This is a genomic window from Nonomuraea deserti (genome assembly GCF_004348685.1).
Classification (GTDB): domain Bacteria; phylum Actinomycetota; class Actinomycetes; order Streptosporangiales; family Streptosporangiaceae; genus Nonomuraea; species Nonomuraea deserti.
In genome coordinates this window covers 38,611-51,593 of record NZ_SMKO01000051.1, presented here as the reverse complement: position 1 = coordinate 51,593, position 12,983 = coordinate 38,611, and the positions used below count along the sequence as shown (strand labels likewise).

Annotated in this window: 13 protein-coding genes; 7 read left to right on the top strand and 6 right to left on the bottom strand. The window is 72.2% G+C overall.

Annotated features, from left to right (window positions below):
* Nucleotides 1–306: 306 nt before the first annotated feature.
* The gene (aroQ, locus tag E1292_RS20395; RefSeq protein ID WP_220446960.1) at nucleotides 307–1,086 is read left to right on the top strand and encodes a gamma subclass chorismate mutase AroQ; all 780 of its coding nucleotides are present in this window, start codon (nucleotides 307–309) and stop codon (nucleotides 1,084–1,086) included.
* Nucleotides 1,087–1,101: 15 nt separating this feature from the next.
* Here the strand turns inward: aroQ and E1292_RS20390 are convergent, their stop codons facing one another.
* Nucleotides 1,102–1,557, bottom strand: a complete 456-nt coding sequence (locus E1292_RS20390; RefSeq protein ID WP_132596824.1) for a GNAT family N-acetyltransferase — start codon at nucleotides 1,555–1,557, stop codon at nucleotides 1,102–1,104.
* A gap of 107 nt (nucleotides 1,558–1,664) precedes the next feature.
* Between E1292_RS20390 and E1292_RS20385 the strand changes: the two genes are divergently transcribed.
* The 4 genes from E1292_RS20385 (at nucleotide 1,665) to E1292_RS20370 (ending at nucleotide 6,218) form a co-directional block, all read left to right on the top strand.
* Complete coding sequence (locus tag E1292_RS20385) at nucleotides 1,665–2,039, top strand: ArsR/SmtB family transcription factor (protein ID WP_132596823.1); 375 nt, start codon at nucleotides 1,665–1,667, stop codon at nucleotides 2,037–2,039.
* Between the two features lie 174 nt (nucleotides 2,040–2,213).
* Complete coding sequence (locus tag E1292_RS20380) at nucleotides 2,214–3,368, top strand: serine hydrolase domain-containing protein (protein ID WP_220446959.1); 1,155 nt, start codon at nucleotides 2,214–2,216, stop codon at nucleotides 3,366–3,368.
* Nucleotides 3,369–3,454: 86 nt separating this feature from the next.
* Nucleotides 3,455–4,354, top strand: coding sequence for a CHRD domain-containing protein (locus E1292_RS20375; protein WP_132596821.1), 900 nt, complete (start codon nucleotides 3,455–3,457; stop codon nucleotides 4,352–4,354).
* Nucleotides 4,355–4,514: 160 nt separating this feature from the next.
* Complete coding sequence (locus E1292_RS20370) at nucleotides 4,515–6,218, top strand: SpoIIE family protein phosphatase (protein WP_132596820.1); 1,704 nt, start codon at nucleotides 4,515–4,517, stop codon at nucleotides 6,216–6,218.
* Between the two features lie 23 nt (nucleotides 6,219–6,241).
* Here E1292_RS20370 and E1292_RS20365 read toward each other — a convergent pair whose 3' ends face one another.
* The gene (locus tag E1292_RS20365; protein WP_132596819.1) at nucleotides 6,242–7,036 is read right to left on the bottom strand and encodes a neutral zinc metallopeptidase; all 795 of its coding nucleotides are present in this window, start codon (nucleotides 7,034–7,036) and stop codon (nucleotides 6,242–6,244) included.
* Between the two features lie 11 nt (nucleotides 7,037–7,047).
* On the bottom strand, nucleotides 7,048–7,521 hold the full coding sequence (locus tag E1292_RS20360) for a hypothetical protein (RefSeq protein WP_132596818.1): 474 nt from the start codon (nucleotides 7,519–7,521) through the stop codon (nucleotides 7,048–7,050).
* 219 nt (nucleotides 7,522–7,740) lie between these two features.
* Here E1292_RS20360 and E1292_RS20355 point away from each other — a divergent pair, with 219 nt between their 5' ends.
* The gene (locus E1292_RS20355; RefSeq protein WP_132596817.1) at nucleotides 7,741–9,384 is read left to right on the top strand and encodes an AMP-binding protein; all 1,644 of its coding nucleotides are present in this window, start codon (nucleotides 7,741–7,743) and stop codon (nucleotides 9,382–9,384) included.
* Between the two features lie 20 nt (nucleotides 9,385–9,404).
* Here E1292_RS20355 and E1292_RS20350 read toward each other — a convergent pair whose 3' ends face one another.
* The 3 genes from E1292_RS20350 to E1292_RS20340 all read right to left on the bottom strand — a co-directional run bounded on the left by E1292_RS20350 (nucleotide 9,405) and on the right by E1292_RS20340 (nucleotide 11,904).
* Nucleotides 9,405–10,541 carry an FAD-dependent oxidoreductase gene (locus E1292_RS20350; RefSeq protein WP_132596816.1) on the bottom strand — a complete coding sequence of 379 codons (1,137 nt, stop codon included), beginning with the start codon at nucleotides 10,539–10,541 and terminating at the stop codon, nucleotides 9,405–9,407.
* Between the two features lie 95 nt (nucleotides 10,542–10,636).
* On the bottom strand, nucleotides 10,637–11,341 hold the full coding sequence (locus tag E1292_RS20345; protein ID WP_132596815.1) for a hypothetical protein: 705 nt from the start codon (nucleotides 11,339–11,341) through the stop codon (nucleotides 10,637–10,639).
* The gene (locus tag E1292_RS20340) at nucleotides 11,341–11,904 is read right to left on the bottom strand and encodes a matrixin family metalloprotease (RefSeq protein WP_132596814.1); all 564 of its coding nucleotides are present in this window, start codon (nucleotides 11,902–11,904) and stop codon (nucleotides 11,341–11,343) included. Before E1292_RS20340 ends, E1292_RS20345 begins: the two co-directional genes overlap by 1 nt.
* 301 nt (nucleotides 11,905–12,205) lie before the next feature.
* Between E1292_RS20340 and E1292_RS20335 the strand changes: the two genes are divergently transcribed.
* The gene (locus E1292_RS20335) at nucleotides 12,206–12,928 is read left to right on the top strand and encodes a phosphotransferase (RefSeq protein ID WP_220446958.1); all 723 of its coding nucleotides are present in this window, start codon (nucleotides 12,206–12,208) and stop codon (nucleotides 12,926–12,928) included.
* Nucleotides 12,929–12,983: the final 55 nt, after the last annotated feature.

The window sequence follows — 12,983 nt, the reverse complement described above, 5'->3', positions numbered from 1 at the left end:
GGGTGTGGCTCGAGCCGTTCTGTGGTTGTGCTCGGACGCCGCGTCCCCCATCACCGGCCAGGCGCTGTACGTCCGCTCCGGACCCTGCTGCGACTGCGGTGGGCTCCCGCTGCGGAAGTAGCGACCGCCCAGGAGGAACGCCGGGCAGAAGGGGGTCCCTGGCCGGGGAGCTGCTCCGGGTTGCCGCGTCGGTGAGCCCGGAGGTGAGAGCCGCGTGAGCGTTCCGGTGCGGAGAGTGACAAGGGGCAGGGCCGGCTCGTACGCTCGGCAGCGGAAGCACCGTCCGGTCGCTCGGGGAGTCGTCGAATGCCGCAGCACGTCCCGGTTCGTGTACGTCGTCATGCCGCAGCCGTCGTAGCCGTCCTGGTCGCCACCCCCACTCTCGGCCCCGCCCATGCGGCCGCCATGGTCCGGCACGCAACGCTCGCCCCCGGCCACGAGGCAGGCCCTGTCCGGCACGCAACGCTCGCCCCCGGCCACGAGGCAGGCCCTGTCCGGCACGCAACGCTCGCCCCCAGCCACGAGGCAGGCCCTGTCCGGCATGCGTCGTTCGGCTCGGGCCTGTCCGGGCTGGTGGAGCTGGTGGTGGAGCGGCTCCGGCTGGCCGACGCGGTGGCGGCGGCGAAGTTCGGTGGGACGAGCCCGATCGCCGATCCTGAGCGGGAGCGCGCGCTGCTCGGCAGGGTCGCCACGCTGTCGGCCCGGACCGGCCTCCCGGCGGAAGCGGGTGTGCGGTTCTTCCGGGCTCAGATCGAGGCGTCCAAGGTGGTGCAGCGCGGGCTGCACGCGCGCTGGCGGGCCCGCCCCGAGCTGCGTCCCCGCGAGCGCCCCGACCTGGCCATCGAGGTGCGCCCGAGGCTTGACCGGCTCACTCCCCGGCTGTTGCGCCTGCTGAAGGAGGCCGAGCGCGGCCGGAGCGTCCCCGGCCGCTGCCAGGCCCGGCTGGCCGACGCGCGGCTCGCCGCGCAGACCCGGGCCCGCTTCGACGGGCTGCACCGTGACGCCCTGCGCTCGGCTCTGATCCCCGTCTGCCGGCCCGGTACCGTTGATCACCGGCCCCACAGCGGGAAGGGGCCGGTCGAATGAGGCGGCGCGGAGGCGTCAGAGGGTTCTCGTCATGAACGCGCTGTGCGGGTCGGGCTTGTAGTCCGCGAACGGCTCGCAGTACGCGAAGCCGAACTTCTCGTACAACCGCCGGGCGGGCAGGAAGAACTCGGCCGAGCCGGTCTCCAGGCTCAACCGGGTGTAACCCATGCGGCGGGCTTCGGCGATGATGTGGTCCAGCAGCAGGGACGCGATCCCGCCCTGCCGCCGCGCCTGCGAGGTGCGCATCGACTTCACCTCGGCATGGCCGGCGTCCAGCCTCATGATCGCCCCGCAGCCGACGACCGTGTCCTCGTCCATGACCGACCAGAACGTGACCCCGGGCCCGCGGAGCCCGTCGAGGTCGAGCGCGTGCTTGCTCTCCAAGGGCGTGATGGATCGCATCTGCTGGACGTGCTCGTCAAGGAACCTGGCGATCTCCGGGCTGGACAGGTCGTCGACAACGATCTTCATCCGCGTCTCCTTCCGGCGGCTGTCAGGCATAGCGTGCCAGCCCGCCGCCGGCCGGGCTCCGGAGGGTGGCGGCCGCGAGTCCCCGTACTCGCCTATGCTTTAGACATATGCCGAAGCAGGGGGTTGCTCTCGTGACCGTCGCCGCCGGGCAGCAGTGCTGCGCGCCGATCGCCCGCGAGCCGCTGTCGGAAAGCGCCGCGGCCGACCTCGCCGCGCTGCTCAAAGCGGTCGCCGATCCGGTACGCCTGCGCCTGCTGTCGCTGATCGCCTCCCACCCCGGCGGCGAGGTGTGCGTGTGCGACCTCACCGGCGCGTTCGACCTGACCGCCCCGACGATCTCCCACCATCTGAAGGTGCTGCGCACCGCGGGACTGATCGGCGGCGAGCGGCGCGGCACCTGGGTCTACTACTGGGTCGTGCCCGCGCAGGTGGCCCGGCTGGGGGAGCTGTTCATCCCGCTGGCGCAGCCCGCCGGCGCATGACGGAACGGGTGGCCGGCAGGCCGCCTTCGTGGCCGCACCTCACCCGACGGCCGCGGTAACGCGCAGGAAACGCCTCCCCGTGTTGGATCGCGGGCCAAGAGGGTCGTTCTTGGAGGAGGCATGGTCATGGAACGTCGATCACCTGTGGCATCGCGACGGTCCTTGCTGGGAGTGATGGGAGCCGCGCCGTTCGTGGTCGCCGGTGGCATGGTGGCGGGGCCCGCGTCGGCCGCCTCGTCCCGGCGCGGCCGGATACCGAAGGAGTTGCGCCCCGGCGGCGAGTACGACCGGTACCTCGCCGCCCGGGCCAAGGCCGACGAGTTCTCCGGCACGGTCCTGCTGGTCCACCGCGGCAGACCCGTGCTGGAGCGCGCCTACGGCATGGCCGACAAGGCCGGGAAGGTGCCCAATCGCAAGGACACCCTTTTCAACCTCGGCTCGATCGGCAAGTGCTTCACCGCCACGGCCCTGCTGCAGCTGGTGCAGCGGCGCAAGGTGGCACTCCACGAGAAGCTGGGCGCCTACCTGGACGGGTTCCCCGCCGAGGTGGCCGGGAACGTGACCGTCCACCAGCTGCTGACGCACACCTCCGGTGTGGGCAGGCCGCCGAAGCAGAGCGGACCGCCGGACCAGGAGGAGCAGGACTGGGACTCGGTCGAGGAGGTGTGGGAGGGCACCCTGAAGGCCATCCGTCCCCTGCCGACGCAGTTCACGCCGGGCACCAGGTACCAGTACAGCAACGACGGGTTCGTCGTGCTCGGCGCCATCGTGGCCGAGGTGTCGGGGCAGAACTACTACGACTACGTACGCAAGCACGTGTTCGCTCCCGCCGGCATGAAGCGTACGGACTTCTACACCAGGCCGCAGATCCTGGCCGCGGACGACATCGCGCACTCCTACACGACCGACCGCCGGACCGGTGAGCGGTACGACTTCACGGCGAGCGAGAGGGCCCCGTTCGTCGGCCTGCCCGCCGGCGGCTCCTACTCGACCACGGGAGAGCTGCTGAAGTTCGTGCAGGCTCTGCAGGAGGACGGCAAGCTGCTCGATCACGCGACCGTCGAGATGGCGACCAGCGGCAAGACCGTCGTGCCTCCCGAGGAGGGCCAGGACCCGCTGCTGCTGTGCTCCCACTACGGCTACGGGTTCGCGGCGAACATCTTCGACGGCCGGCGCCTCTTCGGCCACACCGGCGGCGGCCCGGGGGTGGGCGACACCTACAACGTCTATCCCGACCTGGACTGGGTGTCGGTGACCCTCGGCAACTACGACAGCACGTGGACCAAGCCCATCCTCCACCTGGAACGCCGGCTCATCACGGGCAACTAGACGGCGGGCGCGCCGGCCCGGACGGTGGTTGAACCCCGGTGGGGGAGGGGGCCGTACCAGGCCGAGAGACCACCGAAAGGGCAATCATGAACATGCGCACCCTCAGCGTCCCCGGCCTGCCCGTCGCCGTCGTGCTGATCGTCACCTCGCTCGGCCCGGCGACGGCAGGCGCCGCCACGCCCGTCTACCTGGCGGCGGCGCTCGAAGGCGCCAACGAGGTGCCCGCCAAGGGGACGAAGGCCGGCGATCAGGACGGCGGCGCGATCGCCGTGTTCCGCGTCCACGGTCACCGGGTCGACTACGCCGTCCGGTGGCACAAGATCGCCGCGCCCAGCGGGTTCCACATCCACCGCGGCCGGGCCGGGGAGAACGGCGACGTCAAGATCCCGTTCTTCGGCCAGGCGTTGCCCGCCACCCTCCACGCCGTCAAGGGGACAATCACGGTCAAGGACCTCAACCTGCTCGGCCGCATCCTCAACAATCCCGGCAACTGGTACGCCAACCTGCACAACGCGAAGTTCGCCGCCGGAGCCGTGCGCGCCCAGCTGCACCGGATCCGCCCGGTGGCGCTGGAGTCGGTGCTGGCGCACGGGTTCAGCACCACGCTCACGACGCGGGCCGACGGGCGGCAGGAGGTCCCGGCGGCCGGCACGAAGGTCGGCGACCGCGACGGCCGGGCCGGATGGCTGGTGCAGCCGCAGGGCGAACGGGTGTGGTTCGCCGCCGCGTGGAAACGGATCGGCGCGCCGGTGGGCGCGCACCTCCACCGCGCGCCGAAGGGCAAGAACGGGCCGGTGGCCGTGCCCTTCTTCGCCGCGAAGAAGGGCCTGCCGGCCGGGATCAACGGCGTCGCCGGCAGCGCGACCACCTCCGCCGCGCTGGCCCGCCGCATCTGGGACAACCCGCAGAACTGGTACGCGAACCTGCACACCGCCCGGTTCCCCGGCGGAGCGATCCGCGGCCAGCTCTACCAGGGCGACTGGTAGGCCGGCGGCGCCAGCGCGCGCCCTGGTGGGTCCCGTCGGCGCCGCCTCGACGGCCGCGCACGGAATGTAGTGCACGCTGTCATGAAATGTCCGTAATAGGTAGATGGTGATGTGGGAGGTCGCTGGGTAGAGCTCGCAGCACGGGGGAAAGGAGGCGGCCATGAACGTTCCAGCGGGAGACGCCGGATGGTCCTTGGCGGCGGAGGCCGCATGCTTCTTCCGGCTGGGGGACCTCTCCGACGCCGGGACGTACGTGGTGGACGACGCGGGGCGGATCGTCGGCATCAACCCCCGGGCGGAGCAGATTCTCGACCGCGCCGCCTCGACCCTGCTGGGCATGGACGCCCACGACATGCTGCACCGCGGGAAATACGGAGAACCCCTGCCACGCAGCCGGTGCGTGATGCGGCAGGCCCTCGTCGCCGGCGAGACCAGGCAGAGCCACCACGAATGGGTGGAGCGCGGGGACGGCTCGCTGCTGGCGGTCGCCCTGATGGTGACCCCCTGCCGGATCGGCGAGGGAGGGAAGGGCGCGCTGGTGCTCTTCCACGAGGCCTCCTCACCCGCGCCCGTCGAGGGGCACCGGGGACGGTCCGCCTCGACGATGCCGGAGCTGGACCGGCTGGCCCTGCTGGCGGAGACGACCGCGACCCTCACCTCGAGCCTGGACGTCGACGAGACCGTGCGCCAGCTCATCCGCCTGGTGGTGCCCCTGCTGGCGGACTGGGCGGTGGTGGACCTGCTCACCGAGGAGGGCGGGGTGTCGCGCGTCGCCGTGGTGCACTACGAGAACGGCGTCCGGGTGCACCGGCGGAATCTGGAGGGGCCGATGCCGCCGTTGCCGCAGGAGTCGTCGATGCCCCTGTCGCGGGCGCTGCGCGGAGTCACCCCCGCGCTGGTGGGGCCGCAGGACTACCAGGGGCCTCCCGACGCGGACATCGCGGTGGCGCAGCGGGAGCTGTTCGAGGAGACCGGCATGCACTCCGCGAGCATCGCGCCGATCCGCGGCGTGCGGGAGGTGGTGGGCGCCCTGACCCTGGGACGCTCCGAGCGGTCCTGGGCGTTCACGCCGGCCGATCTCCTGCTGGTCGAGGACATCGCCCGCCGTGCCGGGCTCGCGCTCGACAACGCCCGCCTGTACGAGCGGCAGCGGCGGGTCGCGGAGACCATGCAGCGCCACCTGCTGCCGACGCTGCCCCGGGTGCCGGGGTTGCAGATGAGCGCGCGCTACCTGCCCGCGCCGGACGCCTCCCAGGTCGGCGGCGACTGGTACGACGCCTTCATCCTGTCCGGCGGGGTGACGGGCCTGGTGATCGGGGACGTCGTCGGCCACGACCTCGACGCCGCGGCGGGCATGGCCCAGGTCTGCAACATGCTGCGCGCGTACGCAGGGGAGGTGGAGGAGCCTCCCAGCGTGATCGTGAACCGGCTCGACGAGGCGGTGGTGCGGATGGCCGAGACGACGATGGCCACCGTCATCTTCGCCCGGGTGGAGCAGCCGGAAGACGCCTGGCGGCTGCGCTGGACCAACGCGGGGCACCCGCCGCCCCTCCTGGTCGAACGCGACGGGCGGACCCGCTTCCTGGAGGGCGGCAGCGGCCTGCTGCTGGGCACCGGGCTGTCTCCCGGGCGCGTGGACGCCGCCGTCGAGCTGCCGCGGGGCGCGGTCCTGCTGCTCTACACGGACGGGCTGATCGAGTCGCCCGGTCACTCCCTCGACGACGGGCTGGCCAGGCTTGCCAGGTACGCCTCGTCCCTGGTCGACCGGCCCCTCGGCTCGATCTGTGACGCGCTCCTCGCCGGCGTGCGCCCCTCCGACAACGACGACGACGTCGCCATGCTCGCCCTCCGCATCCCCGGCTGACCCGCGGGCTGCCGGGGGGCCGGTCAGGCCACCTTGGCGGACGCGGCGGCCCAGGTGTTGCAGGAGCCGGGGTCGCCGGTGGCGAAACCGCGCCCCACCCAGGAGCGGACCGTGGCGGTCGTGCCGTACCAGCTCATCCTGCCGTCCTGGTCGCCGACGGGGAGGGACTTGAAGTGGTGCCAGTCCTTCGCGGAGCGCCCCTTCATGGGCCAGACGCTCTTCATGAAGGCGCCGCCCAGGCAGGCCGACTGGAGGAAGTAGCGCCGGGACTGCTCGCGGGACTCCGCCTTTCCGTCGGCGGACAGCTCGCCGAGGGCGGCCGAGATCCCGGTCAGGTACTGCACGTGGTAGGCGTACATGGAGGCGGCCGTGTGGAACAGCCACAGGTCGGAGGGGTTGGCGGCCCACTCTTCGCCGATCTGGAAGATCAGCGTGCGGGACTTCTCGCAGTACCAGGCCTGGGAGTCGGCGCCGTCCACCGCCAGGCCGCAGTAATTCCTGGGGATCCGGTTCATGTGCCGCACCCTGACCGGTTCGTACGGCAGGCCGGCGCCGGTGAGGTGCCGTTTCCAGGCGCGCTCCAGGCAGGCGACGACCGCGTTGACGTAGGCGCGTGCCAGCTTGCGGTCGCCGCGCCTGACCGCGGGCTCCGTGCAGGTGGTCCTGGGGAGCGGACCTGCCTGGTAGAGCGGGTTGGCGGTCAGCTCGGAGCGGTCGACGGGGTGGACCGCCGTGCCCGCGGCGGCCGTGCCCATCGATGGCCCGGCCAGCGGCGCGGCGAGGGTGCCCGCCAGCGCCGTGATCATGAAAAGTCTCACGTGGCGTGACTTTAGGGCCCGGTCCGACCGCCGACAAATCGCCGCCGGCCGGTCGACGTGGCGTAGGACCGGATCGTCTCCATGAACAATACGATCACGACGATCCCGAGGACCCCGTGGTACCACTGCCAGCCCACGCCGATGCCGACGAACCCGTCCACGGCCATGATGCCGGCGCCGCCGCCGACGGCCGCGGCCATCACGGCGAGCACGAGCAGCATCAGCCGTCTGGGCACCCGGCGGCCCGGCGGCAGGACCGTGAGGAGGACGATCGCCGCCCCCACCACTCCGGACGCGGTCGCGAGCCACTGCGCCGCGGCCGCGTCCATGAAGTAGCTCGCGGCCTCGGAGGCCGGCACCGGCGGGCCGCCGGGGAACCCGAGCCGGTCCTGCGCGGCGAAGGCGGCCTTCCCGGCGGCGTAACCGAGGAACAGCCCCGCCACCGCGTACGCGGGCCAGCGTCGTGGCCGATCAGAACGCTTCATGGCGGTAACCGTAGACGCCGCCCGCCGGGTCTCCTTCCCCGCGTCAGGGGAGGTGCATCCCCCGCGAGAGGGAGAATCCCCGGAAACGGCGTCGGCTACGTCATTTGTCCACCCGCCGCCCGGTCATTTGGGCGGTGTCGCCCGGATCAGGTCCGTGCCTACCATGTGGCGCGGACGGCGCCGGCGATTTCCGCCGGGAACGAGAAGGGAGACCGATCCGTGGACGTCTCCATCGGCACGATCTGGGAGGCCGTCGCCCGCCGCCTTCCCGACGCGGTGGCCATCTCCGAGCCGGGGCGCGACCACACCTACGCCGAGTTCGACGACCGGGCGGCGCGGCTGGCCGCGGCGCTGGAGCGGGCCGGGGTCGGGCCGGGTGACACGGTGGCCTGCTACCTCTACAACGGCGCGGCCTACCTCGAGACCGTGTTCGCGGCGTTCAAGCTCGGCGCCGTGCCGGTCAACGCGAACTACCGCTACACCGGGGAGGAACTGTCCGCCGTGCTCCGGGACGCCGACGCGGCGGCGATCGTCTTCAGCGGCGAGCTGGCCGCCCACGTCGGCCACGCCGCGCGTACGGTGTCCACGCTGCGCCTGCTCGTACGGGCCGGCGCGCCCGCGGACGGAGCCGCCGGCCCTCCCGCGGCCGGCCTGGACGACCTCCTCGCCGGTACGGAGCCCCGGCCCGCCGCGTCGCGGCCGAGCTCGGACCGGCTGTTCATGTACACGGGCGGCACCACGGGCCGGCCGAAGGGCGTCATCTGGCGGCAGGGCGACCTGCTGCACTCGCTGACGGTGCCGATCTACCGGCCGCTGGGCGTGTCCGAGCTGCCCGCGACGCTCGACGAGGCGGCGCGGATCGCGGAGAGCGCGCATGCGCGGGGCCGGGCGCCCGCGACGATGCCGGTGGTCCCGCTCATGCACGCCACCGGGCTGTTCAACTCGATGGGCGCCCTGCTCACCGGCGGCCGGGTCATCACCACGCGCAAGGGCGGGCTCGACGCGCGGCACGTGTGGGAGACCGCCGCGGCGCGGCGGGCGGGCACGATCATCGTGGCCGGCAACGCGGTCTGCCGGCCGCTCGTCGACGAGCTCGTCGCGGCGGAGGAGGCCGGGCGGCCGCACGACCTGTCCTCGCTCACATCGGTGATCAGCTCGGGTACGGTCCTCAGCGACGGCCTCAAGCGGGCCCTGCACGAGCGCGCCGACGTCACGATCATCGATGCGCTCGCCTCCAGCGAGGGCGGGCCGTTCGCCTTCGCCATCACCTCCTCCGCCGGCGACCTGCCGAGCCGCTTCCTGCCGGTCCCCGCGACCAAGGTCATCTCCCACGAGGGCGCCGAGGTCGCCCCCGGCAGGGGGGAGACGGGCGTGCTCGCCTACGGCGGCCCGCTGCCGCTCGGCTACCACAAGGACCCGGCCAGGACCGCCGCCACGTTCCGCGTCATCGACGGCGTCCGCCACTCCGTCCCCGGCGACCTCGTGCAGGTCGAGGCGGACGGCGCGATCCGGTTCCTCGGCCGGGGCTCGGGTGTGATCAACACGGGCGGGGAGAAGGTGTTCCCCCAGGAGGTCGAGAACGTGCTGCTCGCCCACCCGGGCGTGACGGACTGCATCGTGGTGGGCGTCCAGGACGAGACGTGGGGCGAGCGCGTCTCGGCGGTGGTCGCCACCGCGGACGACACCCTGACGGAGCAGGAGCTCCAGGGCTGGGTCCGCCGCGACCTGGCCGGATACAAGGTCCCGCGCGCCATCGTGCTCCTCCCGGCGCTGCGCAGGACGCCCACGGGCAAGCTCGAAGTCGCGTGGGCCCGGCGCGTGATCGAGGAGGCGAGCGCCGGCTCAGGCGGGCGGCGGGGCTGACACGCCGGCGCCGGGTGGTCTCAGATCCGGTCGCTGAGAGCGCTCAGCAGGCGTCCGAACCCCCGGGTGGCCAGCCGCGGCGGCGCGGCGCCGTTCATGCGCATGAGGCGCTCGCTCTGCATCAGCGTCCGCGGGCCGGACACGGCGAGGGTGTTCGAGGCGACGGTGGAGGCCAGGGCCGCCCGCCGCCTGCGCCTGGCGGAGTACACGCCGACGACCTCGGCCGGCTCGGTCACCGTGGCCAGGCAGTCCACCAATGTCGCCACGTCCTCCAGCGCCTGGTTGGCGCCCTGCGCCCCGACGGGTGGCATGCTGTGCGCCGCGTCCCCGAGCAGCACGCACCGCCCCTCACCCCAGCGGCACGGCACCTTGTGCCGGGTGTGCGGGAACAACTCGGCGTCGCCGTCGCGCAGCGAGTCCAGCACCTGCTCGACCGGGGAGGCCCACCCCGCGAACCGCCGGCGCAACAGCTCCAGCGGCTTGTTCTCCCTCGGCGCGTCCGGTGACCACGGCACGTCGAAGAACCACTGCATGAGCCCGTCGCCCGCGCTCGCGTAGCCGAAGTCGCCCTGCCGGCCGATCATCAGCGTCGTCACCGACCCCAGGTCGAACGGGGCCGGCGTCAGACCCTGCCAGATCGCCGCGCCGGTCAGCGCCGCCGGGGCGTCGCCCAGGACGTGGGCCCGCACCCGCGAGTGCACGCCGTCGGCGCCCACCAGGAAGTCGCCGCGGTACTCCTCGCCGGTCCGCGTCCGCACCCGCACGCCGTCGCCGTCGCCCCGCACCTCCGTGACCCGCGCGCCGAACCGTACGGTGCCCCCGGGCAGCCCGCCGTCCAGGAGAGTGATCAACGAACCGCGCGGGAGCACCCGGGCCGCCGACCCGAACCGCTCCGCCAGCGCCTCCAGGTCGAGCTCCAGCACCGGGTGGCCGCCTGCGGTCCGCAGGCGCATCGCCGTCAGCCGCCGGCCCGTGCCTTCCAGGTCGACGCCGATGTCGCCGAGGATGGCCGTGCCGTTGCACCACAAGGTGATGGCCCCGCCCCCCAGCCGCAGCCCCGGCGCCTGCTCCAGCACCACCACCTCGTGCCCGGCGGCGATCAGGCCCCGTGCCGCCGCGAGCCCGCTGATCCCCGCTCCCGCCACAAGCACCCGCACCGGCGGCCTCCAAACTCTACAGAGAGTAGTACTACACTTTATAGAGTCTTGGGGTCGCCGGCCGGACCGGGGTGCCGATCGCTCTTATGGGCTGATCAGTCCGTCTTCGCAAGCTCGTCAAGGGCGGCGCGGGTGACCTGGAGCGGGTTGCCGGGAAGCGGGGTGTACGTGTCGCCCGCTTTCGCGGACGTCGCCGCCCTGCCGTCCGGGCTCGTCGCGACGTACTGGCCCTGTTCCGGACTCACCATGGTGTGATCCCCGGTGTCGTCCCAGGCGTGCAGGAACAGCAGATAGCTCCTGTCCTGGCCGAGCTTGACCTCGTCGAGCGCGGTCAGCTTCTCGCCGCCGAGCTCGCCGCCGAGCTGCCGGACCTCGACGGAGCGCACGTCGGCGGGACCGCCCTTGAACACGTGGGTGATGTCCGCCGTGGCGATGGTGACGATGTCGCCGACCTCCTGTTCGGCCAGCTTCCTGGCCTCGGCCAGCTCATCGGGGCCGAGCCCGTACAAGGGGTTGGCCCTGGGGTCGTCGTACCCCTCGTCGCCGGGTTCGAGGATCTTCGAGGGCTTGTCCCTCGCGGTGCGCATGCCGGTGACGTTGGCCTGCACCACGAGGTCCGCGTCGTCCCACATCTCCTGCACGGAGGCGAAAGCCGGGTAGTCGGCCGACACGACCGCCTCCTGCGTGCCGGTCCTGTCCATGGAGATCGCCGTCGTCGTGGCGGCTCCGCTCCCGCATCCCGCCACAGGAAGGACGAGGCCCGCGATGACGGCGAGCGTGGCAAGGTGTCGCTTCGCCATCAGAACTTCCTCGTGTAGCCGGTGGTGTAGTAGTCCGTCACGTCGCTGTTGTCGTGAGCCTGGCGGCGCGTCATGGTGTTCCGGTTACGGCACCTGCACATGATCGAATCGTCGCGCTCGTTGTGCCCCAGGCTCAGCGCATGGCCGAGCTCGTGCGTGAAGACGCTGTGCACGAAATTCTGGAACCGGCCGGCCTCGGCGGTGATGGTCCGGGCATTGAGGGTGATGTAGCAGCCCGTCGACCCGCCGTTGACGTGGTAGCTGTAGTAGTGCCCGTACGACGACGAGCTGTAGCGTCCCGCCTTGACGTTGCAGTTGGCGCCCGATGCCTTGTGCAGGGCCACCCTGCCGTGCTCCGACCAGCGTTGTGGCGCCTTGGTCATGGGTTGCTCCCACTCATCGTTGTAGCCGGTCACGTGGTGATAGCTGAAGTTCGACCACTTCTGCCCGTAGTCCTTCCTGTGCGCCGACACAGGGGTGGCGGTCAGCGGCACGACGGCGGCGACCAGCCCCACGACGACCACGCCCGTGGCCGTGCGGTAGTGACGGGGGTTATGCCTCAACAGGAAACCTCCTTGATCACAGCACTGCGGATCAAGATCTTCCTAGGGCGGCCGTTGTTTCTTTTCTGTTTCCGTTCACGAACCCACCGCCTTCCGGTGCCGGCAGCGCGGACATGACCTGCCTCCCGGCGCGCGAGGAACGGCTACCGCGGCCTTGCTGCGGAAGCGGTCCCGTGCGAGATTTCATGGGGCGCAAGGACGGAGCAGGGAACCATCGATCGACGTGAGCCGCCCGGCCGGAGCCCGTTGGGAGGCGCTCGTGACCGGGAGTCGGCTCGGTGGCGGAAACGACGGGGGCGCCGTGCGCGTGGGATCCCAGGTCCGGCGGCCGGTGCGGGCGTGGACGGCATCCGTGCACCGGCTGCTGCGGCACCTGGAGAGCAAGGGATTCCACGGGGCTCCCCGCGTGCTCGGCATCGACGCCGACGGATACGAGATCCTCACCTACCTCGAGGGCGACACCGTCGGCGACGCCCAGGTCTGGCCGTGGTGGACCCGCGCCGAGGACACGCTCGTGCAGGTGGCGTCGTGGCTGAGGTCGTACCACGAGACGGTGGCCGACTTCGTGCCGCCCGCGGACGCTCACTGGCGCACCGGCCGGCCGTGGAAGCCCGGACTGGTCATCGGGCACAACGACGCCAGCCCGTCCAACGCCGCCTACCACGCCGGGCGGCTGGTCGGCTTCTTCGACTGGGACTTCGCCGGCCCGACCACGGTGGACTCCGACGTGGCGTCGATGGCGCTGTGCTGGGTGCCGCTGCACGCCCGTCACGTGGCCGCCGCGGAGGGGTTCACCCAGTTCGACGCGCGGCCCGCGCGGTTGCGCCGCTTCCTGGAGGCGTACGGATGGGAGGGCCGGACGGAGACCATCATCGAGGACGCCCAGGCGCAGATGTGCGCGCGGGCGGCCCTGATCCGCCGGCTGGGCGTCACCGGCGACGGCCTCTACGCCAGGCTGCTGCGCCGGGGCGTCGCCGACGACCTCGACCAGGCCGTCCGCGAACTCGACGGCTTCCCGCGCTAGCGCAGCACGCCGCGCCCACCGCGACGGGCTCGGCCCAGGTCGAGGCGACGCCGTC